General features: G+C 67.1%; 23 protein-coding genes. 11 read left to right on the plus strand and 12 right to left on the minus strand.

Annotated features, from left to right (window positions below; genetic code table 11):
• Positions 1-179: 179 nt before the first annotated feature.
• A complete protein-coding gene (locus F618_RS0109340) occupies positions 180-1,091 on the minus strand; it encodes a D-hexose-6-phosphate mutarotase (protein WP_019568413.1) in 912 nt (303 codons plus the stop codon).
• Positions 1,092-1,416: 325 nt separating this feature from the next.
• Between F618_RS0109340 and F618_RS0109345 the strand changes: the two genes are divergently transcribed.
• The 6 genes from F618_RS0109345 to F618_RS0109370 all read left to right on the plus strand — a co-directional run bounded on the left by F618_RS0109345 (position 1,417) and on the right by F618_RS0109370 (position 4,551).
• Positions 1,417-1,872 carry a hypothetical protein gene (locus F618_RS0109345; RefSeq protein ID WP_019568414.1) on the plus strand — a complete coding sequence of 152 codons (456 nt, stop codon included), beginning with the start codon at positions 1,417-1,419 and terminating at the stop codon, positions 1,870-1,872.
• Positions 1,873-1,917: 45 nt separating this feature from the next.
• Positions 1,918-3,090, plus strand: a complete 1,173-nt coding sequence (locus F618_RS0109350; protein ID WP_018938820.1) for a hypothetical protein — start codon at positions 1,918-1,920, stop codon at positions 3,088-3,090.
• A 6-nt stretch (positions 3,091-3,096) separates the two neighbouring features.
• Positions 3,097-3,414, plus strand: coding sequence for a hypothetical protein (locus F618_RS0109355; protein WP_018938819.1), 318 nt, complete (start codon positions 3,097-3,099; stop codon positions 3,412-3,414).
• Entirely contained in the window at positions 3,408-3,911 is a 504-nt protein-coding gene (locus F618_RS0109360; RefSeq protein ID WP_018938818.1) for a hypothetical protein, read from the plus strand. Before F618_RS0109355 ends, F618_RS0109360 begins: the two co-directional genes overlap by 7 nt.
• A 63-nt stretch (positions 3,912-3,974) precedes the next feature.
• Positions 3,975-4,229 carry a YlcI/YnfO family protein gene (locus F618_RS0109365; RefSeq protein ID WP_019563665.1) on the plus strand — a complete coding sequence of 85 codons (255 nt, stop codon included), beginning with the start codon at positions 3,975-3,977 and terminating at the stop codon, positions 4,227-4,229.
• Positions 4,230-4,251: 22 nt separating this feature from the next.
• Positions 4,252-4,551 carry a type II toxin-antitoxin system RelE/ParE family toxin gene (locus F618_RS0109370; RefSeq protein WP_019563664.1) on the plus strand — a complete coding sequence of 100 codons (300 nt, stop codon included), beginning with the start codon at positions 4,252-4,254 and terminating at the stop codon, positions 4,549-4,551.
• Positions 4,552-4,661: 110 nt separating this feature from the next.
• Here the strand turns inward: F618_RS0109370 and F618_RS0109375 are convergent, their stop codons facing one another.
• Together F618_RS0109375 and F618_RS0109380 are read right to left on the minus strand one after the other, a co-directional pair.
• Positions 4,662-5,408, minus strand: coding sequence for an RES family NAD+ phosphorylase (locus F618_RS0109375; protein ID WP_019568415.1), 747 nt, complete (start codon positions 5,406-5,408; stop codon positions 4,662-4,664).
• A 12-nt stretch (positions 5,409-5,420) separates the two neighbouring features.
• Positions 5,421-5,780: an MbcA/ParS/Xre antitoxin family protein gene (locus F618_RS0109380; RefSeq protein ID WP_018168043.1), complete on the minus strand. Its 360-nt coding sequence runs from the start codon at positions 5,778-5,780 to the stop codon at positions 5,421-5,423.
• Positions 5,781-6,000: 220 nt separating this feature from the next.
• Here F618_RS0109380 and F618_RS0109385 point away from each other — a divergent pair, with 220 nt between their 5' ends.
• Positions 6,001-6,327: a DUF3634 family protein gene (locus tag F618_RS0109385; RefSeq protein ID WP_019568416.1), complete on the plus strand. Its 327-nt coding sequence runs from the start codon at positions 6,001-6,003 to the stop codon at positions 6,325-6,327.
• Between the two features lie 46 nt (positions 6,328-6,373).
• Here the strand turns inward: F618_RS0109385 and putA are convergent, their stop codons facing one another.
• The 3 genes from putA to F618_RS0109400 form a co-directional block, all read right to left on the minus strand.
• Entirely contained in the window at positions 6,374-10,051 is a 3,678-nt protein-coding gene (putA, locus tag F618_RS0109390; protein WP_019568417.1) for a bifunctional proline dehydrogenase/L-glutamate gamma-semialdehyde dehydrogenase PutA, read from the minus strand.
• Positions 10,052-10,144: 93 nt separating this feature from the next.
• Positions 10,145-10,798 carry a cupin domain-containing protein gene (locus F618_RS0109395; protein ID WP_026331208.1) on the minus strand — a complete coding sequence of 218 codons (654 nt, stop codon included), beginning with the start codon at positions 10,796-10,798 and terminating at the stop codon, positions 10,145-10,147.
• 73 nt (positions 10,799-10,871) lie between these two features.
• Positions 10,872-11,444: a Spy/CpxP family protein refolding chaperone gene (locus F618_RS0109400; RefSeq protein WP_019568419.1), complete on the minus strand. Its 573-nt coding sequence runs from the start codon at positions 11,442-11,444 to the stop codon at positions 10,872-10,874.
• Positions 11,445-11,568: 124 nt separating this feature from the next.
• Between F618_RS0109400 and F618_RS0109405 the strand changes: the two genes are divergently transcribed.
• The 3 genes from F618_RS0109405 to F618_RS0109415 all read left to right on the plus strand — a co-directional run bounded on the left by F618_RS0109405 (position 11,569) and on the right by F618_RS0109415 (position 15,273).
• Positions 11,569-12,930 carry a GntP family permease gene (locus tag F618_RS0109405; RefSeq protein ID WP_018938810.1) on the plus strand — a complete coding sequence of 454 codons (1,362 nt, stop codon included), beginning with the start codon at positions 11,569-11,571 and terminating at the stop codon, positions 12,928-12,930.
• Positions 12,923-14,077 (plus strand): glycerate kinase, encoded by a 1,155-nt coding sequence (locus F618_RS0109410; RefSeq protein WP_081620879.1) that lies wholly within the window; start codon positions 12,923-12,925, stop codon positions 14,075-14,077. Before F618_RS0109405 ends, F618_RS0109410 begins: the two co-directional genes overlap by 8 nt.
• A 92-nt stretch (positions 14,078-14,169) precedes the next feature.
• Positions 14,170-15,273, plus strand: a complete 1,104-nt coding sequence (locus F618_RS0109415; protein ID WP_019568421.1) for an alkene reductase — start codon at positions 14,170-14,172, stop codon at positions 15,271-15,273.
• Between the two features lie 41 nt (positions 15,274-15,314).
• On the opposite strand, the gene parE is transcribed toward F618_RS0109415, so the two are convergent.
• Entirely contained in the window at positions 15,315-17,201 is a 1,887-nt protein-coding gene (gene parE, locus F618_RS0109420; protein WP_019568422.1) for a DNA topoisomerase IV subunit B, read from the minus strand.
• Between the two features lie 131 nt (positions 17,202-17,332).
• Here parE and trxA point away from each other — a divergent pair, with 131 nt between their 5' ends.
• The gene (gene trxA / locus F618_RS0109425) at positions 17,333-18,208 is read left to right on the plus strand and encodes a thioredoxin (protein ID WP_019568423.1); all 876 of its coding nucleotides are present in this window, start codon (positions 17,333-17,335) and stop codon (positions 18,206-18,208) included.
• A gap of 262 nt (positions 18,209-18,470) precedes the next feature.
• Here the strand turns inward: trxA and F618_RS0109430 are convergent, their stop codons facing one another.
• The 5 genes from F618_RS0109430 to F618_RS0109450 form a co-directional block, all read right to left on the minus strand.
• Positions 18,471-18,872: an OsmC family protein gene (locus F618_RS0109430; protein WP_018168173.1), complete on the minus strand. Its 402-nt coding sequence runs from the start codon at positions 18,870-18,872 to the stop codon at positions 18,471-18,473.
• Positions 18,873-18,923: 51 nt separating this feature from the next.
• Entirely contained in the window at positions 18,924-19,637 is a 714-nt protein-coding gene (locus F618_RS0109435; RefSeq protein WP_018168174.1) for a DsbC family protein, read from the minus strand.
• Between the two features lie 91 nt (positions 19,638-19,728).
• A complete protein-coding gene (xerD, locus tag F618_RS0109440) occupies positions 19,729-20,634 on the minus strand; it encodes a site-specific tyrosine recombinase XerD (RefSeq protein WP_018168175.1) in 906 nt (301 codons plus the stop codon).
• A gap of 3 nt (positions 20,635-20,637) precedes the next feature.
• Positions 20,638-21,456, minus strand: a complete 819-nt coding sequence (locus F618_RS0109445; RefSeq protein ID WP_018168176.1) for a slipin family protein — start codon at positions 21,454-21,456, stop codon at positions 20,638-20,640.
• Between the two features lie 39 nt (positions 21,457-21,495).
• Positions 21,496-23,055: a nodulation protein NfeD gene (locus F618_RS0109450; protein WP_026331209.1), complete on the minus strand. Its 1,560-nt coding sequence runs from the start codon at positions 23,053-23,055 to the stop codon at positions 21,496-21,498.
• Between the last annotated feature and the right edge of the window lie 109 nt (positions 23,056-23,164).

Consider the following 23,164-nt stretch of genomic DNA (forward strand, 5'->3'; position numbering starts at 1 on the left):
CAGGTCGAGACAGGGCAAAGGGTTGGGACCGTCCCCATTCCGCGCCCCCCCTGCGTCATCCCGGACACCGCAACGCGGTGAGCCGGGATCTCCGCCGCCTCTCCAGCCCGAAGATCCCGGCTCTGCGCTCCGGGCCGGCGAGGCTGGCGGCCACGCCGGGGCGTTGCCCGACGGCTCGCTCAGCGCACGGAGAGCCGCATGCTCATGGCGTGGGTTGCGCCCGCAGCAAGCGGGTAGGCGTCGTCGAGGGCGTTGGCGACTTCGACGCAGACCGTCTTGCGGTACTGGTCGTCGGGCATGTCCGCGAACGACTGGACACCTTCCGGGCCGGGGTTCCAGAGCACGCTGCTGGCGCTGTTCTCGCGTTCGATGACGATCTCGCGCGCGTTGCCCCGATCCTCGATCACGAGCGTGCCCGGGTGGCCGACGAACACCTGCTCCATCGGCGTCGTCATGGCGACGTCGCCGGACTGCGTCCCGCGTTCGCCGTCCGCCAGCTTGTCAATCCGCGTGGTCGCGTCCAGCCCGCGCACTACCAGGCCCTCGGCCTCGCCCACGCCGAAGTAGGTGTGGAAGGCCTCCGACACACGCCACTCGCGATTGCTGCGGTTCTCGCCCTCCAGCGTCATCTCCAGGGCCTCGCCCAGGGTGACGTGCAGGCGCAGCGAGAACTCCAGCGGCCAGGCCTTGCGGATGTCGTCGTCCGGGGTCAGCACGAACACGACGTGCGTGGCATCGCCGACCGATTCCACGGACTCGACATCCCAGAACGCATAGCGCGCGATCCCGTGCCCCTTCTTGTGTTCGTCGCTCGGGTCGGGGCCCAGCGCGGCCGGATCGTACGGGCCGAACCATGGCCAGCAGACGGGGACCCCGCCGCGCACCGGTTTCTTGCCGTCGTACAACGCGGTATCGCTCACCCACAGCACATCGGCACCACCCTTCGGGCGATAGCTCAGCAGTGTCGCGCCAAAGGTCGTGATCGTCGCGCTGCCGTGCGCGTTCTCGATATCGACCATCACCAGCGCATCCTGCTGGCGAAACCGCACTTCGGGATGCGGAAACTGTTCCGTGAGCGCTGCAACCGTCATCTGATCTCTCCTGTCCGACAAGGGCCGAAGCGTAGCAAACCCCGTGGCACACCGAGTGCCTGCACGGATGCCGGGATCAAGGGCGCCGGATCAGGTCGGGCCTTCTGCCCCGGCATTGCGACCGACCGGCGACCCAGCACGCTCCGACCGATTGCCACGGCCTCTACGACGCCTCGCAATGACGTGGTGCCCCGTAGAAGGACGAGGGATGACAGGTCGGGAAACAGCAGCTAGATTGTGGGCGCGACCGATCAATGGGCTCGCGATGTTTCCAGGGAGGGAAACGATGAAGAAAGGATTCTCTAGTTCTGTCCGCGCGGGGCATGTGCGCCCTGCCGCCCCATGCCCCGTTACCCGCCCGCCACCTCGCCGGCTTCTCGCCGCCACGGCCGGGCTATTCCTGCTGATATTCGGCCTCGCCAGCCCGGCAAGCGCCGACGAGCGGCCCGAGATCCTGAACATCCTGAGTCAGTTCATCGCATCCAGTACAGCCGCGGCCCGCTGTGACGATATCGATGACGACCAGATGGTCGCGTTTCTGGCCAACCAGCAAATGATCTACCTGCAATCCGTCATGGCGCTGGAGGACCAGCACCCCGAAGCGACGGGAGAACAGATCGCGGCCACCCTGCTGCGTGGCCAGGAAGACATCCAGTCCCAGGTGGGGCAGCGCATCGACGAACACGGCTGTGACGATCCGAATGCCCAGGCTCTGATCGAACTGTTTGCGATGCAGGCCGAGTGGCGGCCGGGCCGCTCACCCCAGAGTGACACCGAGTAGGACCCGACGGGTTCGCTGTCACACGCTGCCACAGGGGATGTGCATATGTGGATGTTGGCCGGGTTGGTCACGATGATCGGAATGGCGGTCATTGGCTATCGCGCCCGAATGGAAGACCGTTGGAAACTGGAAGCCCTTACGCTCATCAACCCGTACACGGGCAAACGGATGGGGGATCCACCCGAGGGTGCGCTTTACAGTGAGCAAGAAACCGGAAGTCGACGCGCCCCCTTGCAACGCATCGGCTTTGACCGGGCGCCGGATATCGAAATGCGCGTCAAGGCCCGGCGCTGGTGGGACTACCCCTTTACGGCGATCGGTCTCTCCGTGGCCTGCCGCACAGGGAACCGCTCATTCGACCGGGCCTTTTACCAGGTCACGGAGCAGCGAAGCATCTGCCGCGCACTCAAGGGCTGCGCCACGACCCAGGCGCGGATGCTGCGCCTCCTCGATGAATGCGAAAGGCAGAACGTACGGTTTCGTCAGATCCGCGTTCGACGCCAACGGATCTGGGTGGAGGTTAAATCGTCGAGGTGGCGCAAGGAGCCGCGACCGATCCTGCTCGCCCGGGCACTCGTCCCCCTGTTGCGCGACATCTCCGAGGCGCTGGAGGCGGAGATTCCTGCCGCAGTGCGCGGTCGCAGGGAGCCATTTGCATGGAAAGCGGCGCTTTTCACGGGTGCCAGCACGGCCCTGCTGTTCGGCGGACTCGTTCTGTTGACACCGATCATGCTCTCGCCCCTGCCGGCGCCCGCCAGCATGGCTGGCCTCCTGTCGCTTGCGCTCCCCGTCGCCGCGATCGTAATCGGCTCGCTGATGGCGCTGACCATCGTGCTGCTCGGACGGACTTCACGAACGCATCTTGTCCTGCTCGAACTGGTCCTGGTGGGGTACCTCGGTGCCCTGATGACCAGCTACGGCCTGCTGCGAGAAGTGAATATGGCGCTTGATCATGCGGCACCAAACCAGTACGTGGTGGGTTTACAGGAAAAGACCGTCCGGCGCGGGCGGGGTGGCACGCGCCGGTACCTGCGCGTGGCTGGCTGGGACGGTCCTCAGTCGCGGATGGGGGTGCAGGTCGGTGGTGCGCTCTACCGCTCGGTACGCGAGGGGGACCAGCTGCTGCTGGAGGAATATCCAGGCCGGCTCGGCGTTCCCTGGATCCAGATGCATACCGCGCTTCCGAATACCCGAAACGCGCCCTACGACGGGGAATAATGGTCCATGTACAGCCTGGCTCTTCTCACATGGTGGCTGTCTTTTCTTTTTATTTACGCGACTCTCTTCGCGCTGATAATCCTTGGCTCGCGTAGCCGCGCTCGCCTGGGTACACGGGCGTTCTACGCGGGCCTGGCATTACTGGCCCCGTTTTCGGTGCTTTTCCTGGGAATCTGGCATGTGCCCGACGGGGCACCTCGATGGCTCAAGATGACGCTCGTGTTCTACATCCCGGTCCTGATGCCGTACCTGGTCCGCACCCTATTTGTGTTCCGCGGGTCCATGCGTAACGGACTGCGTGCATTCAAGGGGAGGGGATGGTGAAAATCGTGAGAATGGTGCTCAAGGCCACCACGCTCGTGGCGCTGGCCGTCTCCAGCGTGATTTTTGTCTGGTTCCTGGCCCGGGTTTTCTGGCTGGCCAGCGGCTATCTCGCGCCGGATGAAGGACTCAACCAATTCTTCGACGAAGCGTCGCAGCGCTTTGCGCGGGAACAGGGCCTGAGCGAAGAGGAATTCACGAGGACCCGGTTCCTCTTTGAAGCGAGAAGCCTGTTCGCCGCGCTCGCAGGATTGTGGGGCTGGATCGCCCTCTATGCGGGCGCGTTCATGATGAACCGGCCTTTCGGCAAGGTGCCACTGGCTATCAAGATGGGGCTGGTCGCGGGCATTCCGGCGTCTCTTGCCATGCCGTCCACGGGCATAACGCTCGCAAAGTACCCGATCATCACCGCCATGCTGCTATTCACCATCTGGTGGCTGAACACCTCAAACGCCCCGGCCGGGAAGAGCCTATCTGAACCGTCAAAGGGTTCGGAATAAGTGCGGCTGGGTACTGTATCGCATATGCGATACAGTACCGGGAGGTTGAGCCGGAGACGGGCCATGAAGAATGCGACGTTACCCGCCCTGCGGGTCAGTGATGCGTTTCGCCACCAGGTCGAGCAGGCCCTGGGCGAGGAAGAAACGCTATCGGCGTTTATCGAGGATGCCGTGCGTCACGAGATTCACCGCCGCCAGGCGCACGCCCAATTTCTGGAGCGCGGGCTGGAATCGGCGCGTAACGCCCAGGAGACGGGTGTGTACTATCCGGCGCAATCGGTCCTGGACGAGCTCGACCAGATGTTGAGCACGAAATAGCCCGTCAACCGGAGGCTCAAGGATGAGTTACTCGGTCCGCGTTACGGCGCAGGCGCGCGACGACCTGATGCGGCTTGTCGCATTCCTGGCAGAACAGGATCCGACAGCCGCAAACCGCGCCCGCACGGCCATTGGGCAGGCCGTATCGCTACTGGAAACTTTCCCGCTGAGCTGCCGTACGCTGGACCCCGCCCATCCCCGCATCCGAGAGCTCCTGATCCCTTTTGGCCGTTTGGGCTACGTGGCCCTGTTCGAAATTGACGATGCCGAAAGGGTCACCCTCCTCGCGTTTCGCCGTCAGCGCGAAGACGACTACTTCTGACATTTTCCTGCCAGGCATACGCCATCGAGAGCATCGAGGCCCTGTGGGCGGGTCCGACCGATTGCCACGGCCTCTGCGAGGCCTCGCAATGGCCGGTGTGGGTACGGCTGTCAGGCGGGTAGCGGCAGCCGGCCCTGGTAGCGGAACTGGGTCAGGGGAAAGTCGTGCAGGGCGCCGTCGCGGGGCTTGAGGAAGCGGACGTGGTCGGCGGTGAGCTGGCACAGCCAGGGATCCTGGCGTGTGGGCTTGTTGCGGGTAAACGGGCGTGCGTTGAAGAGCCCGAGGTTCAGGCCGGCCTCGTGATCGCGTGCGGAGGGGTATTCGAACAGGTCAATGCCGGCCTCGCGCAGCGCGGCGCCCAGGGCCTGGGTGGCCTGATAGGCGGCGGGGTGACGCAACAGGTCCGCGTGTTCAGCGAACGGGGGCTGATGGAGCTGCAAGCCATTAGGGCTCTGGTAGCGTGCGGCGAACAGGGTGTGCTGGGTATCGAGCTTGCGCGGTGGCGGGGTCGCCATGCCATGCCAGAACACAAACCGGTAGTAGGCCGCCTCGGCGAGGACCGTGCGCTCGCGCAGGGCGCCGTAGAACAGGCTGGGCTCGTGGCGACGACCGAAGCGCGATCCGTGACGCAGCGGCGGATAGCGAAACGGCGTCGCCAGCAGGTAGTGCAGCCGTTCCGTACCCAGACGCCGGGGCGGCTTGGTGGCCTCCAGCATCTCTTCCAGAACGGCCTGGCGGTCAAGCGAGCTGACAATCCGGTTGGTGGCAACCTGTTCCTGGCTCTCGACCAGGCGCAGGACCTCCCCTCTCAGCGTGACACGCGGCGCCGCTTCGACCAGGGCATCCCAGTCCGGCATGTCAGGTTGCCCTCATAGCTTGCCGCGGATCGCGTCGAGATATTCCAGAACGCCCACCAAACCCTGAACCGTGCGGATCTGCTCGGCGGGCACCCCTCCGGTGTGGTGGTTGTGCGTCTGCATCCAGTGTTTCATCGCACCGACATCCCCGCCGGTGAGGACATAGAGCGCGCGATAGCAGCGAATCAGCAACAGCGCCAGCTCACCCGGCTTGCTGGCCGGCTCGATGTTGCCCCGACTGATATCCGTGCGGCCGCGCCCGACTACCTCGCCCAGCTCCGCCTGGGTCAGGCCCAGGGCCTTGCCGGCATTGACTAGCGCCTCGCGCAGGACCTCGGAACGTTCCGGGGCCAGAAGCTCTGCAGTGCTCATGGCTCACCTCCAGACAAACCGCATTAAGCACATAATAGCACTCCATGTGCATGCTGCACGTTTAAACCCTGCGCGACCTTTGGCCATCCAGCACCGCACGCGCCCATCGGTCCGGCCGCGCGAGACGCAACCGCGTGTTCGAGTGCTACGATCGGCGCGACGGATTCATTACGCCCTGACCCAGACTCATGCAGGTCGGGGCACCACCGGAGAGGACGCCATGCTGATCACGCTGCTGTTGATGATTGTGTTGCTGCTGGTGGCGGGCGCCTTGCTGATCTGGCAGGCGAGCATCATCTTCAGCCTGGAGATTGCGGACGGGAAACTGCGGGTGCGGCGCGGCGACCCGCCGATGCACTTCGAACATGCGGCCCGCGACATTGTCCGGCGCTACGGCGTCGAGAACGGGCGCCTGACTGCGGTTCGCACCGGCAAGGGGCTGCGCCTGCGCAGCTCGTCCTCCATCCCGAAGGAGGCGCACGGTGAACTGCAGGGCGCGCTCCAGCGCGTGAAGGTGGGCCAGAAACGCCGCAAGAAACGCCGGTAACGCGCCCAGGCCGGACCGGCGCCACCACCGCACAACGTGGCCGGCATCAGTCAGCGGCCGCGAGCAGACTGGCGTTGCCGCCGGCGGCGGTGGTGTCGATGCACAGGTGGCGCTCCACCACATAGCGCTCCGGCGCGATCAGGGCGGTCTCCAGTGCAATGATGGGCCCGTCGCGCAGTGCCAGCGCCTTGCGCAACTGGCGGGTCCACTCGCTGCTACCGACCGCGGCGACCGCCACCAGACCGTCGAGTAGAGTCAGCGTTTCCGGATCGACGACGCCGTCGATCCCCCGCAGCGGGACGTCGGCCTTTTGCAGCGCCCGCGCGGCGCGTTCGGCACCCGGGGCCACCATGACCACCGGACACCCCGCCCCCAGCGCCTGCACCGCCTGCGCCAGTGCAACCTCCGCACTCGGCCCCAGGCACAGCACCGGACCGCGGGGATAGAGACGCAGGCGATTACTCTCGCCGGTCGGCCCCGGCAGCGTCTGCGGACTCGTGTCGAACGCCGCGGTCTCCGCCAGGGCCTGGCGCAGCAGCCCCGTGCGCTCCGGCAGCGCCTTGCGCAGCACCTCCATCCGGTCGGTGCGCGCGGCCCAGTCACCGGCATCCAGCGCGTCCAGGGCCCGCTGCAGGGTATCCCGGGTAACCCCGGGGGCGTCCACATCCGGCGCCGCGGAGTGATCCGCGGCGACTGGCGGGCGGCGCCCGAAACGGGCCAGGTACAGCGGCCCGCCCGCCTTCGGGCCGGTGCCGGAGAGCCCCTCGCCGCCGAACGGCTGGGAGCCGACGATGGCGCCGATCTGGTTGCGGTTCACGTACTGGTTGCCCACGCGCAGGCGCTCGACCACCTGCTGCACGCGATCGTCGATGCGGGTATGCAGGCCGAAGGTCAGGCCGTAGCCGCGGGCATTGATGGCCTCCACCACGGCGTCCAGGTCCCGCGCGCGAAAGCGCGCGACGTGCAGCACGGGGCCGAAGACCTCGCGCTCCAGGGCCTCGATCCCCGGGAGCCGGACGATCGAGGGGGCGACAAAGCGTCCGGTCTCCGGCACCGGCAGCGCCTTCACCAGCCGCCCCTGCTCCTCCTGCGCCTTCAGGTAGTCGCGGATATCCGCCTGTGCCTCGGCATCGATCACCGGCGAGACGTCGGTCGCCAGTCGCCAGGGATCGCCGATGGTCAGCGCGTCCATCGCGCCCTGCAGCATCTCCAGCAACCGGTCATGGGCCTCGTCCTGTACGTAGAGCATGCGCAGCGCCGAGCAGCGCTGCCCGGCGGACTGGAAGGCGGAGGCAAGGATGTCGCGCACCGCCTGTTCGGTCAGCGCGGAGCTGTCGACGATCATCGCGTTCAACCCGCCGGTCTCGGCGATCAGGACGGCGTCCGGCCCGGCGTTGTCCGCCAGACTGCGATGGATCCGCTGCGCCACCTCGGTGGAGCCGGTGAAGCAGACCCCACTGATGCGCGGATCGGCGGTGAGCGGCCCGCCGACGGACGGGCCGTCACCCGGCAACAGCTGCAGGGCGGTCTCCGGCAGGCCGGCCTCGCGCATCAGCTCCACCGCGCGGGTGGCGATCAGCGGGGTCTGCTCGGCCGGCTTGGCCAGCAGGGTATTGCCCATCGCCAGGGCCGCGGCGACCTGCCCGGTGAAGATCGCCAGCGGGAAGTTCCACGGGCTGATGCAAACGAACACCCCGCGCGGCTCCAGCTCCGCCTCCTGTTCCAGCCGTTCGGCCTCGCAGGCGTAGTAGCGCAGGAAGTCGACCGCCTCGCGCACCTCGGCGATGCCGTCCCACACGGTCTTGCCGGCCTCGCGGTTGGTCAGCGCGATCAGCTCGGGGGCGTGCGCCTCGTAACGCTCCGCGATGGCGCGCAGCAGGTCCGCCCGTGCCGCGACCGGGTGCGCCGACCAGTCGACAAACCCCATCAATGCGGCGCGCAGGGCCTGCTCGATCTCCGCCGCCGTGGCCTCGCGCACCGCCCCCACCAGGTCGTCGGGATCGGCGGGAGAAACCGCGGCGCGGGGTTCGCCCTGTGGCGCGTGCCCCGCGGCCAGCATCGGCGCCGCCTGCCAGCGCATCCGCGCGAAGGCCGCGCGCGCCTCAAGCAGCGGCAGGATGGAGGCGGGTTCGTTAACGCAGTAGCCACGCGAGTTCTGCCGCTGCGGCTGGTAGAGATCGGCCGGGTCGCGGATCGCCGGGTTGGCGATGGTGTCGCCGAGGGCATCCAGCTCGGCGAGCGGGTCGCGGGCGATCTCCGCCGGCGGGATGGCGCTGTCCACCACCTGATTGACGAAAGAGCTGTTGGCGCCGTTTTCCAGCAGGCGGCGCACGAGATAGGCCAGCAGGTCGCGATGCGCGCCCACCGGGGCATAGATGCGGCAGCGGGTGCCGGCCGTTGCCTTGACGATGGCGTGGACCGACTCGCCCATGCCGTTCAGGCGCTGGAACTCGAAGCCGTCGCGATCGTCTCCGGCCATGGCCAGCACCGCCGCACAGGTATGCGCGTTGTGGGTGGCGAACTGCGGGTAGATGCGGTCGCGCCGGTCCAGCAGCATCTGCGCGCAGGCGATGTAGCTGACATCGGTATTCACCTTGCGCGTGAACACCGGGAAGTGTTCCACGCCCAGCTCCTGCGCCAGCTTGATCTCGGTATCCCAGTAGGCGCCCTTGACCAGGCGCACCATGATCCGCCGGTCCAGGTGCTCCGCCAGCGCGTAAAGCGCCTCGATCACCGGCGCCGCGCGGCGGCCGTAGGCCTGCACGACCACGCCGAAGCCGTCCCAGCCGGCCAGCTCCGGATCCGCCAGCAGGGCCTCGATCACGTCCAGCGACAGCTCCAGGCGATCCTGCTCCTCGGCATCGATGTTGAAGCCGATCCCGGCCCGCGCCGCCTGCCGGGCCAGTTCCCGCGCCCGCGGCACGAGTTCCGCCATCACCGTCGCGCGGTGGGTGTACTCGTAACGGGGATGCAGCGCGGAAAGCTTGACCGAGACGCCGGGACTGGAACGGATGTCGCCCTGCGCCTGCTTCGCGATCTCCGCGATGGCCGTGGCATAGGCCTCGTGATAGCGCCGGGCGTCGGCATCGGTGCGCGCGGCCTCACCGAGCATGTCGTAGGAATAGGTGTAGCCCTCGCGCTCCATCTCGCGCGCGTTGCGCATCCCCTGGGCAATCGTCTCGCCGAGCACGAACTGGCGCCCCAGCAGTTTCATCGACTGCGCCACGGCAGTACGCACCAGCGGCTCGCCGACCCGTCGGATCAGCCCGCGCAGTGCGGCGGCCGGGCGCTGCGGGTCGTCGCTCAGCACCTTGCCGGTCAGCATCAGGGCCCAGGTGGAGGTATTCACCAGCGACGACGAGGAATGCCCGAGGTGGGCGCCCCAGTCGGAGGGCTCGATCTTGTCCTGGATCAGCTCGTCGATGGTCTCGGCGTCCGGCACCCGCAGCAGGGCCTCCGCCAGACACATCAGACCGACACCCTCCTCGGTGGACAGGCCGTACTCGGCGAGGAAGCTCTCCAGCATCGACGGCGATGTGTCGGCGCGCACCCGCTCGACGATGCGCGCGCCCTCGGCCGCGATACGGGCGCGGGCCTCGGCATCCAGCCGGATGGCGGCTCGCAGGTCGCGCAACACGGCCGCCTCGTCGGCCCCGTATGCCGCCCGGATGCGGGCACGATACGGGTCGAGGACAGTGTCCTGCTGGGATTCGGGCTGCTGCATCGGCCTGCTCCCGTGTAAAGGGGGTCGCTGTACCCGGCCCGGACGGCCCTCGGTCACCTTACCCGGTGAAAGCGCAGGCCCGGGCGCAGGGCATCACAGGTGACCGGTCTTCACGTAGATCAGCGTCTCCTCCTCCACCCAGGGGTCGTGCTGACTCGAATGCGGGCTGCGGATCCACGTGCCGGCGGGATAGCGCCCGTGCTCGTCGATGAATTCGCCGGACAGCACCAGGATCTCCTCCCCGCCCCAGTGCCGGTGGGGCTGGAAATGCTCCCCCGCCGGCCAGTGCACCAGTGCGGTGTGTTCGGCACCGAAGCTGTGCAGATGCAGGACGCGCAAGCCGCCGATGCCCGGCTGGAAGGGCGCCGAGTGGGTATCCACCACCACCTTCTCGCGGTCCTCGGGCGCGAACTGCTCCAGCTTCACGAACAGCGTGCAGCCGGGATCCGAGTGCGGCGTGTGGCGGGAACCCGGCGGATTGCGCAGGTAGGTGCCGGCGGGATAGTCACCGGTTTCGTCGGAGAACACGCCGTCCAGTACCAGGATCTCCTCGCCCAGCGCATGCGTATGTGGCGGGAAGCGGGATCCGGGCTGGAACTGCACGATGCTGGTGGCGCGGCCCGCTTCCGCCTGTTCGCGCTCCAGCGGCTTGCGCACCACACCGTCGGCACGGCTGCCGCTCCAGGGCTGCGCCGCCGTCTCCACGACCACCGGCCGGTTCAGATCCAGGTTCAGGGCTCCCGTCATGCGCGCTCCGATCGTCTCTTCAGTCGAACGCGGTGCCACGCAATTAGTTCCTTGCCGGGAAGGGCACGGGCATTCAGTGGTGGTGGCCCGGATGGCCGTGATGATGGCCATCTCCCGGGCTGTCTTCCGCCTCGCCGTGATAACCGCGGGCCTGCCGATAGCGCACCTTCTGCTCCTCGCTGAGCAACGCATCCATCTTCAGGTGGTAGGACAGGTGCAGGTGGCGCAGGCGGCCGCGCAGCTCGCCGATCGCGACCGTGAGCGTCTCGATGGTATCGCTGGAGATCCCGCCCTCCGCGAAGCGCTCGTCCAGTTCCCTTTCGCGCTCCACGATGCGCCGGCCCAGTTGGCGCGCCTGCTCCCGCATGGTCTCGAACAGCCGCTCGGTCTCGCGACGTTGTTCGCTCGTCAGGCCCAGCTCCGCGGCCACCTCCAGCACATGCAGCGGGCCCGGGTAGCCGTGCAGCTCGGCCGGCAGCGCCATCCCCATGCCGCGCCCTTCCAGGAGATCTTCGGTCTCCTGCGCGGAGAGTGCCTTGATCTCGCGCTCCTGCAACCCGGAATACGGATTGGCCGCGGCCGATGCGGACATCACCAGCGCAAGGCTCGCGCCCATCAACCCCGAAAACGCGATAACACGATGCATGCAGGAATCCCCTGGCAAGAAATGGCGTCTGGATTGTAGCGCCCAGACCAATCACGGGACACCGAACCGCTCACGGACGTCTAGACTCCGGATCGATACTCATAAAAAGGCAAAAGGACGCGACATGCTGATTATCGGATTGATTGTGGTCGTCGCCGCGCTGGTGTTCGCCACGGCGAAACTGCGCGTACATCCGTTCCTCGCCCTGCTGATCGCCGCCTTCGCAATGGCACTCATCGGCGGTATCGCGCCGCGCGAGGCGATCAGCGTCATCAACGACGGCTTCGGCAGCACCCTGGGCTACATCGGCATCGTGATCGCCCTGGGCACGATCATCGGGGTCATCCTCGACCGCACCGGAGCGGCCGTGGTGATGGCGGAGGCGATCATCCGCGCGCTGTCCGACCGCTTCCCTACCCTCACGGTCTCGATCATCGGCTACATCGTATCCATCCCGGTGTTCTGCGACTCCGGCTACGTGATCCTGAACTCGCTGAAGAACGCGCTGGCCAAGACCGCCGGCATCTCGGTGGTGGCCATGAGTGTCGCGCTGGCGACCGGGCTGTTCGCCACGCACAACTTCGTGCCGCCCACCCCCGGCCCGATTGCGGCCGCCAGCAACATCGGCATCGCCGATGCCCTGGGCCTGGTGATCCTGGTGGGGCTGTTCGTCTCCGCGGTGGCGGCCGCGGTGGGCTGGCTGTGGGCCAGCCGCTACGCGCATGCCAATGACGAAGAGCTGCTGGAACCGGACCCGATCAGCGAGGCCACCGGGCAGGAGGTCGAGAGGGAAGAGATCAAGCTGGAGCACCGCCCGACCACGCTGGGCGCGTTCATGCCGATCCTGGCACCCATCGTGCTGATCTCCATCGGCTCCGTTGCCTTGCTGGCCACCCGCGACACCGAGGCCGGGATATTCGCCAGCGCACTGATCTTCCTCGGCACCCCAGTCGTGGCGCTGGCCATCGGCGTGATCTTCGCGCTGCTGCTGATCAAGGGCGCCGGCATCAAGGACCGCTTCCACCAGATGACGGTCGACGCGATCCTGCTGGCGGCCCCGATCATCCTGATCACCGGGGCCGGGGGCGCGTTTGGCAACGTGCTGCGCGAGACGCCGATCGGCGACCAGTTGGGTGACCTGCTGAGCGGCCTGGGCCTGGGCCTGCTGGTGCCGTTCCTGATCGCGGCGGCGCTGAAGTCCGCCCAGGGCTCGTCCACTGTGGCACTGGTCACCGCCTCCAGCATGATCGCGCCGATGCTGGCCTCGCTGGGGCTGGATTCGACCATGGGCATGGTGCTGGCCGTGATGGCCGTGGGTGCCGGTGCGATGACCGTCTCGCACGCCAACGACAGCTTCTTCTGGGTGGTCACCCAGTTCAGCCGCATGAAGGTGTCCACCGCGTACAAGGTGTTCACCACCGCCACGCTGCTACAGGGCATCAGCGCGATGATCACCATCTACATCCTGGGCCTGATCTTTGTCTGAACGACTCCGGGTCGTCGTTTGCCCGGACAGCTACAAGGGCAGCCTGGAGGCCGAGGACGTGGCCGCCGCCATGGCCCGCGGGGTGCACGCCGCCCGACCGGATGCCCGGGTACGCTCCCTGCCCATGGCGGATGGCGGCGAGGGGACGGCGCGGCTGGTCAGCCACACCCTTGGCTGGGCCTGGCACCTGTCGGATGTGACCGGCCCCACCGGCGCCCACCTGAGCGCTGGCTGGGGCTGCGATCACCGCGAGCAGCGGGCCGTGATCGATGTCGCCTCCGCCTGCGGGCTGGACCGAATCCCCGACGACCGGCACGACCCCTGGCAGCTCCACAGCTTCGGCGTCGGCGAACTGATGCGGGCGGCCCTGGACGCCGGCGCCGAACACCTGATGATCGGCCTCGGCGGCAGCGGCACGGTGGACGGCGGCGCGGGCATGCTGGCCGCCCTGGGCGTGCGCTTCCTGGATGCCGAGGGGCACGCGCTTGCGCCCCACCCGGCGGGCCTGGCCGATCTCGTACGGGTCGATTTCGACGCGCTGGACCCGCGCCTGGCCCGCATCGACATCACCGTGCTGAACGACGTGGACAACCCCCTGACCGGGCCGCATGGCGCGGCGGCGGTATTCGGCCCGCAAAAGGGCCTGAAGGCGGCCGACATCCCGGCGATGGATGGGCACATGGAGCACCTGGCCCGTTGCATTGATGCCGCCGGGCACCTCCATCGTCCCACCGACACCCCGGGCGCCGGCGCCGCCGGTGGGCTCGGGTTCGCGCTGGACTGCGTCCTCGGCGGCAGCGCGCGCATGGGCGCGGGCTACCTGGCCGAACTGATCGGGCTGGACGCCGCAATCCGCGAGGCCGATCTGGTCATCACCGGCGAGGGCCAGCTGGACGGCCAGACCTCGCACGGCAAGGTGGTGGCAGAAGTCGTGCGCCGCGCCCGGGAACTGCGGGTCCCCGTGGTGGCGATCGCCGGCGCCATCGCCTGCGACGAGGCCGAGATCGCCGACTTCGGCCTGAGCGACGCCCGCGCCCTGTGCGACGGCAGCATCACCCTGGACCAGGCCCTGGCCCGCCCCGCACACTACATCGCCGAGCGCACCCGTGCCCTGATCGAGGCGGCCGAACCGGGTGTCCGACCGTGAATCAGCGGAATGCTCCCGTCTGAAAGGAACGTGTTCGGTTGATCCGGGTCCGACTCGCAGCACGGATCGATACGAACCCAAAGGAAGACCCCATGACCAAGCACGATGACGCGCTTTTTCGCCCCTACAGCCTGGGCCCGCTGGAGCTGCCGAACCGGGTGCTGATGTCCCCGCTGACGCGCTCGCGCGCCGGGCAGCCAGGCGACGTGCCCACTGATCTGAACGCCGAGTACTACGCGCAGCGTGCCGGTGCCGGCCTGATCATCAGCGAGGCGACGCAGGTCTCGCCGCAGGGCAAGGGGTATGCGTTCACCCCGGGCATCCACTCGCAGGAGCAGGTGGACGGCTGGCGCAAGGTCACCGAGGCCGTGCATGGCGCCGGGGGACGCATCCAGGCGCAGCTGTGGCACGTCGGCCGCATCTCGCGCCCGGAGCTGCAACCCGACGGTCAGAAGCCGGTCGCCCCCTCCGCGATCCAGCCGGAGGGCGCCTATACCTTCATCAGTGCCGAATCCGGCATGGTTGAAGTACTGGAGCCGCGCGCACTGGAGCTCGACGAGTTGCCGGGCATCGTGGAGCAGTATCGCCAGGGCGCGCAGAATGCCAAGGCGGCGGGCTTCGACGGCGTGCAGATCCACGCCGCCAACGGCTACCTGCTGGACCAGTTCATCCGCAGTGGCAGCAACCACCGCACCGACGCCTACGGGGGCTCGGTGGAGAACCGCATCCGCCTGCCGCTGGAGGTGGTGCGCGCGGTGATCGAGATCTGGGGTCCGGAGCGCGTGGGCATCCGCGTGAGCCCGACCGGCAGTTTCAACGGCATGCATGATGATGATCCGCTGGAAACCTACAGCGCCTTCGCCGAGGCCCTGGACGCCACCGGCATCGCCTACATCGAGGTGGTGGAGGACTCCTTCCAGGGCAATCACGAAACCGGCCGCCCGGAATCCATCATCGACGCCATCCGCGCGCGCTTCAGCCGAACCTACATCGGCAACGGCGCCTACAGCGCCGACGAGGCCCGCGAGCGCATCGCTGCCGGACGCTGTGACCTGGTCACCTTCGGCCGCCCGTTCATCGCCAACCCGGACCTGCCCGAGCGCTTCCGCCAGGGCGCCCCGCTCAACGAGTGGGACGAAGCCACCTTCTACGGCGGCGACGAACACGGCTACACCGACTACCCGGCACTCACGTGACCCGTGGCTCTTTCCGGCCGTCGGCAGGGCCTCTGAATTAGCTAGACGGCGACGTCGGCCAGGTGGCCCTTGCCTTCCAGCCAGGCGCGGCGCTCGCCGGCGCGTTTCTTGCCGAGCAGCATGTCCATCAGCTGCATGGTGTCGTCGGCGGCGTCGAGGGTGAGCTGCACCAGACGCCGGGTGTCCGGGTTCATGGTGGTCTCGCGCAGCTGTAGCGGGTTCATCTCGCCCAGCCCCTTGAAACGGGTCACGGAGATCTTGCCCTTCAGTTTTTCTGCCTCGATGCGCTCCAGCACGCCAGCCTTCTCGTCGTCGTCCAGGGCGTAGAAGGTCTGCTTGCCGACGTCCACACGATAAAGCGGCGGCATGGCGATATACACGTGCCCCCGCTCCACCAGCGGCCGGAAGTGCTTCAGGAACAATGCGCACAAGAGCGTGGCGATATGCGCGCCGTCGGAGTCGGCATCGGCCAGGATGCAGACCTTGCCGTAGCGCAGCCCGTCCAGGCTGGCCTGGCCCGGGTCCACGCCCAGGGCCACGGAGATGTCGTGGATCTCCTGCGAGCCGAGCACCTGGTCCGGGTCCACCTCCCAGGAATTCAGGATCTTGCCGCGCAGCGGCATGATCGCCTGGAAATCGCGATCGCGCGCCTGCTTGGCGGAGCCGCCAGCCGAGTCGCCCTCGACCAGGAACAGCTCGGTGCGTTCGAGGTCCTGGCTGGCGCAGTCGGCCAGCTTGCCCGGCAGGGTCGGGCCCTGGGTAATCTTCTTGCGCACCACCTTGCGGCCGGCGCGCTGGCGCTTCTGTGCGTTCTGGATCGAGAGTTCCGCGATGCGCTCGCCCTGCTGCGGGTGCTGGTTCAGCCACAGGCTGAAGGCGTCCTTGACCACGCCGGAAACAAACGGCGCGGCCTGGCGCGAGGACAGCCGCTCCTTGGTTTGCCCTGCGAACTGCGGGTCCTGCATCTTGAACGACAGCACGCTGGCCACCCTCTCCCAGACATCCTCCGGGGCCAGCTTGATGCCGCGCGGAATCAGGCTGCGAAACTCGCAGAACTCGCGGACCGCTTCGGTCAGGCCGGTGCGCAGGCCGTTCACATGGGTACCGCCCTGGGTGGTCGGGATCAGGTTTACGTAGCTCTCGCTGACCACCTCGCCGCCCTCCGGCAGCCAGGTCACGGCCCAGTCGGCGGCCTCGGTCGCCCCGGCGATCGAACCCATGAACGGCTCCTCCGGCAGGCGCTCCAGACCATCCAGGGCCTCCACCAGATAGTCACGCAGCCCGGCGGCGTAGCACCATTCGCAGGCCTCGCCAGTCGTCTCGTCACGGAAGGTTACGGTCAGGCCCGGGCACAGCACGGCCTTGGCGCGCAGGATGTGCTTGAGTCGGGGCACCGAGAACCGCGGCGAATCGAAGTACTGCGGGTCCGGCCAGAAATGCAGCGTGGTGCCGGTATTGCGCTTGCCGACGTCGCCGACCGCCTCCAGGTCCTGCGTTTTGTAACCGCCGGCGAAGGCCATGCGGTACTCGCGCCCATCGCGCTTGATCTGGATCTCCAGCCGCTTCGACAGCGCGTTCACCACCGACACGCCAACCCCGTGCAGGCCGCCGGAGAACTGATAGTTCTTGTCCGAAAACTTTCCGCCCGCGTGCAGGGTGGACAGGATCACCTCGACCCCGGGGCGTTTCTCGCGCGGGTGCAGGTCCACCGGCATGCCGCGGCCGTCGTCGCTGACCGAGACCGAGTCGTCCTTGTGCAGGATCACGTCGATGCGCTTGGCGTGGCCGCTGATCGCCTCGTCCACCGAGTTGTCGATCACCTCCTGCGCCAGGTGGTTCGGGCGGGTCGTGTCGGTGTACATGCCCGGGCGCTTGCGCACCGGGTCCAGCCCCTCGAGGACCTCGATATCGGATGCGGAATAGCTCACGTGATGGTTCCTGTGTCGATTGCGCACTCGCGGATGCGCGAAGGGTAGCAAATCAGGGCTGCTTGCAATCGCCCCCATGATCCCAACAATGCTGTGCAGATTTCGTATTCAAGTGTTTCAGGAGGGTTCCCATGGCAGAAGCCGCAAGCGCAACCGGCGACGATATCCTCGACGTCACGCAGGAAAACTTCCAGCAAGCGGTGCTGGACGAGTCCCACCAGCGCCCGGTGGTCGTGGATTTCTGGGCCGCCTGGTGCGGACCGTGCCAGCAGTTGATGCCGCTACTTCAGCAGCTCGCCACGCAGTACGCCGGCAAGTTCCGCCTGGCCAAGGTCAACAGCGACGAGCAGCAGGCCCTGGCACAGCAATACGGTGTGCGCAGCCTGCCGACCGTCATGATCTTTCGCCACGGCAAGCCGGCGGATCAGTTCATGGGCGTGCAGCCGGAGCCGAACATCCGCGCGATGATCGACCAGTACCTGGAGAAGCCCTCCGACAAGCTGATCGAACAGGCGCGCGAGCAGGCCAAGACCGGCGACGTGGACGGCGCCCTGGCGACCCTCAAGGCCGCGCTGGAGGAGGACCCCGACAACGGCGACCTGCGCATCGAGCTGGCGCGCGCCCTGGCCCAGTCCGGCGATCCCGAGGCGGCCGAGACCGAACTCGCCAAACTGCCGCTGGATCAAAGCGAGAAGGAAGAGGCCAAGACCCTGCGCGCCCGCCTGGTGTTTGCCAAGACGGCGGCCGGCGTCGACCCGCAGGCGCTGGCCAAAGAACTGCAGAAAGGCGACCCGCGCCCCGAGGCGCTGGAGCAGATGGCTGCCTACGCGATGCTCTCCGGACGCGCCGAGGAGGCGCTGGGGCTATACCTGCAACTCATGAAGCAGCACCGCGCCTATAACGATGGGGCCGGCCAGCAGGGCCTGCTGGCCGCGTTCAAGGTGCTGGGGGATGACCACCCGCTGGTCGGGCAGTATCGACGGCAGATGGCGTCGCTGCTCTACTGAACAGGGCCCGGTTGCCGGCGCAGCATCCCTCCAACCGGCTATGGCCTCGACCACGCCCCATCGGCCAGAGGCTGGCCTCCTGCACGTCGGTATCCCCGGATATCGACGTGCAGGAGCCGAGCCCCTCGGCGATCGGGCGCTGGTCAACCACCATCGATCCGAGATTCCCCTGCGACGGGAACCGCGGTGTGCAGGTCAAGCGCGGGCGGGGGCTTCGCGAGCAAGCTCGCTCCCACAGGGGGCTTCCCACCTGTTGCACGACCTATTGCCTGGCGACGACCTCGCCGGTGAGTTGGGTGCCGGCGGCAAGGGTGGAGTAGATGGTGCCCTTCTGCACGTTGCGGTGCAGCAGCTCGACCATTTCCTCATCGGCATCGGTGCCGACCTCGACGCGATACTCGATCTTCGCGATGGCCGGTGGGTCGTCCTGGCGCCAGCCGCGCAACTGGATGGAGATGCTGTCCACCTCCATGCGCAGCATCGGCAGGGCGCGCTGGATGCCGCGCACCATGCAGGCACCGAGTGACGCCAGCAAAAGCTCCGGCGGACTCAGGGCATCGTCGCGCCCGTCCATGTCGGTGTCCAGGGTGACTTCGGCCTGCTTGGCGTGCGCCAGGCTGCCGTGCGCGTCCACCCGTTCGACGTTCAGCTGATACTCAAGCATGTCATCTCCATCCCGCAGCCGGATCGCAATGCGCGACCCGGCGCCTGGATATCAGTTACTGCCGAGGATGCGCTCGATCACCGCCTGCGGTTCCTGGTAGCCGGACATCTGTTGTCCGCTCTCCGTGATCAGTGCCGGGGTGCCGCGCAGCCCAAGTTGCTGGCCCATGGCCATGTGCTGATCCTGCGGCGTGGCGCAGCTGCCGTCGATGTCGTTCAGCTTGTCGCCTTCCTTGGCCCGATCCATCGCGTCTTCGCGGTCATCCGCGCACCAGATGCGATCCATGATCTCCGGAGAATCGCGACCGAGGACCGGGAACATCAGGTAGCGCACCTTGATGCCAGCCGCCAGATACTCCGGCAGGTCCTGGTGGATTTCGCGGCAGTAGGGGCAGTTCGGGTCGGTGAAGATGTTCAGCACACCGCGAGTGTCACCGTTCGGCGAGTAGGTCACCAGCTCGCTGTCGCCGATGGCGGCGAACATGTCGGCGCGCACCCCGCTGAGCGCGGCCTGGGTTAGGTTCTCGCGGGTGTCCAGATCGACCAGGTTGCCCTGAATCAGATAGCGGCCGTCCCCGGACACATAGAGGATATCGGTGCCGTAGCGCACCTCGTAGATGCCAGCCATCGGGGTCTCCCGGATGCTGTCGGCCTCGGCATCCGGAATCACCCGGGCCATGGTTTCCTCGATGGCATCGGTCGCCATGACCGGGGTGCTGAACACGGCCAGGGCCGCGGCAAGGGGAAGAACGCGTTTCAGGAGCATGGATTCTCTCGTGTCAGTACAGAAAACAGAGCCAGTCTAGCAGCCCCCACGCGGGGAACCTGCGAAAGCTGGCAAGAGTGCGTAATAGACGTCAGCCGCGGGGATGATGTTCCGCATGCAGGCTTTGCAGACGGGCGCGTGCGACGTGGGTATAGATTTGCGTGGTCGAGAGGCTGCTGTGGCCCAGCAGCATCTGCACCACGCGCAGGTCCGCCCCGTGATCGAGCAGGTGGGTCGCGAAGGCGTGGCGCAGGGTATGCGGCGACAATGGCGATTCGATGCCGGCACTCCGTGCATGAGCCTTGATACGGTACCAGAAGGCCTGGCGCGTCAGCCCGCGCCCGCGGCGGGTGACAAACACCGCCTCGCAGGGCGGGTGGCCATCCATCAGGTCCGGCCGCGCCTCGCGCTGGAAACGGGCCAGCCAGTGCGCCGCCTCCTCGCCCAGCGGCACCAGGCGTTCCTTGTCGCCCTTGCCGGTGATGCGCACCACGCCCTGACGGCTGTTCACCTCCGACTGCTCCAGGCCCACCAGTTCCGACACGCGCAGGCCAGTGGCGTACATCAGCTCCAGCATCGCGCGGTCACGCAGGCCCACCGCAGTCTCGAGATCGGGCGCCTGCAACAGGGCGTCCACCTGGGCCTCGGACAGACTGGCCGGCAACGGGCGTCCGGCGCGGGGCGATTCGATCCCGGCACTGGGGTCATCCTCGCGCTCGCCCTGATAGACCCGATAGCGATAGAAACGCCGGATGCTGGACAGCGCCCGGGTAATGGACTTCGGCCGGGCCCCGGCCTGCATGCGCGCGCTGATGTACCCCAGCAGGTCGGGCGCCCCGGCGGTCTCCAGGTCCACGCCCCTGGGCTCCAGCCAGTGCGCCAGGCCCTCCAGGTCGCGGCGGTACGCCGCCAGGGTGTGATCGGAGAGCCCCTCGACCGCCCAGAGCTCGTCCAGGAAACGATCGAGGGGCGACGAGGTCGTCTCGGCGCTGGTCACGCGTTACGGCTGGCCGCCCCCGGGATTGCCCGGATTGCCCGGTGCCCCCGGGGTCTCGGCGCGGAATTTTCCGGCCAGGCTCTCGAACACCTTGGTCAGTTCCAGCGGCAGCGGGAAGAAGATGCTGTTGGCGGTGCCGTTGGTCGACATGTCGGCCATGGTCTGCAGGTAGCGCAGCTGCAGCGCGGCCGGGCTCGCTTCCATCTTCTGCGCGGCCTGCACCAGCTTCTCGGCCGCCTGCAGTTCGCCCTCGGCGTGGATGACCTTGGCGCGGCGTTCGCGCTCGGCCTCGGCCTGGCGGGCGATCGCGCGGATCATCGAGTCGTCCAGGTCGACGTGCTTGATCTCGACGTTGGTGACCTTGATGCCCCAGGCGTCGGTCTGCGAGTCCAGGATCTCCTGGATGTCGTTGTTCAGCTTGTCGCGCTCGGAGAGCATCTCGTCGAGATCATGCTTGCCGAGGACCGAGCGCAATGTGGTCTGCGCGAGCTGGCTGGTCGCGGCGTAGTAGTCTTCCACCTGGATCACCGACTTGGCCGAATCCACCACGCGGAAGTACAGCACCGCGTTGACCCGTACCGTCACGTTGTCCTGGGAGATCACGTCCTGACTGGGTACGTCGAGGGTGATGATGCGCAGGTCGATCCGCACGATCTGCTGGATGCCCGGGATGACGATGATCAGGCCCGGACCCTTGACTGCCTGGAACCGCCCCAGAAAGAAGATGACGCCACGCTCGTACTCGCGCAGCACCTTGATCGACATCACGATGATGGCGATCAGGATGACTAGCGGAACGACAAAGAAACCGAGATCGTTCATGTCCTGCTCCTTCTACGTTGTGAGTACTGCACCGGCCGGTCAGCCGGTCGATGCAGTGCCCGGAGTGTCCTCTTCGGTCGCGGGTTCGACCTGCAACTTGAGTCCGTCGATGGCGGTCACCCGCACCTTCTGCCCCTCGCGCACGGGTGCCGAGGTCTCCGCGTTCCACTGCTCGCTGTGGACCCAGACCCGGCCACTGCGTTCAAAGTCCTCGCGTGCCTCGCCGACCATGCCGATCATCTCTTCATAACCGGTGGCGGGCTTCTTTCCACGCAGCTTGAACAACCGGCCCAACACCCAGACCGACAGGATGCCGATGGCGATGGCCGTGCCGATCACCAGCGGCAGGGCCACATTCAGGTTGGGGTCGTCCCACAGAATGATCGAACCGGTTGTAAACGCCACGATTCCTCCTATGCCCAGGGCCCCGAAACTGGGCACAAAGGCCTCCGCGACCATAAAGATCATCCCCAGCAGCATCAGCGCCAGACCCGCATAGTTCACCGGCATCACCTGCAGCGCGAAGAACGCCAGGATCAGCGCGATCGAGCCAATCACGCCGGGATAGATCGCGCCCGGATTGGCCAGCTCGAAGATGATGCCGTAGATCCCCAGCAGCATCAGGATATAGGCAATGTTCGGGTTGGTGATCACGGACAGCAACTGGGTGCGCCAGTCCGGGTCCATGCGCACGATCTCCAGTCCCTCGGTGGAGAGTGTGCGCTCACCGTCGTGCATGCGCACGGTATGCCCGTCGATCTGGGCGAGCAGGTCGTCCAGGTTGTCCGCCACAAAGTCGATGACGTTCTGCTCCAGCGCCGCGGAGGCGGTCAGGTTGGAACCCTCGCGTACCGTCTCCTCCGCCCAGTCGGCGTTGCGATCATAACGCTCGGCCAGACCGCGGATGTACGAGACCGCGTCCTCCAGCACCTTCCGCCCCATCGCGTCGTCGCCACGCCGCGGGGCCGCCTCGTCCTCCAGCAGCTCTTCCTCGCTGGCCGGCTCCACCTCGCCGTCAGGCGCTCCGTTTTCGCCCGCTTGCGCCTCGTCCGCATCGTCGTCGCTGCGTTCGTCGCCACGGGCCTCGTCGGCGTCCTCGTCGTCGCGGGCGTCCTCGCCCGCTTCCGGCGGATCCATGCCCGGGAGCCCACCGCCCCCCATCTGCACCGGCGTGGCCGACCCCAGATTAGTGGCCGGGGTCATGGCCGCAACATGCGACCCATAGAGCATGTAGGTCCCGGCACTGGCCGCGCGCGAGCCGGCCGGGTGGACATACGTCACCACCGGCACGTCCGATTGCAGGATGTTCTTGATGATGCTGCGCATACTGGAATCCAGTCCGCCGGGGGTATCCAGCATCAGGATCAGGATCTCGGCGTCTTCCGCCTCCGCGCGTTCAATGCCGCGACGGATGTAATCGCCGGTGGCCGGGCCGATGGCGTCCTCCACGGTCAGCATTAGGCCGTGGCGATCCCCGGTATCGGCCATACTCGCCGCGACCAGCCAGCCCGCACCGAGCACCAGCAAGGCCAGCCACAACAGATGTCGCCAAGGGCGCCATCCGCCCTGTCCCGCGTTGCGCCCGAATGGAACCCGCATGGGCTTCCTCTCCCGTCAGGATGGATTCGTCGTACACTGCGTGCGCACACGCGACAGCCGACACCACCACGATAAACCAAAGCCCGGACCGGCGCCGAACCCGCAGACC

Source organism: Thioalkalivibrio sp. ALMg13-2 (genome assembly GCF_000381185.1).
GTDB lineage: Bacteria > Pseudomonadota > Gammaproteobacteria > Ectothiorhodospirales > Ectothiorhodospiraceae > Thioalkalivibrio > Thioalkalivibrio versutus.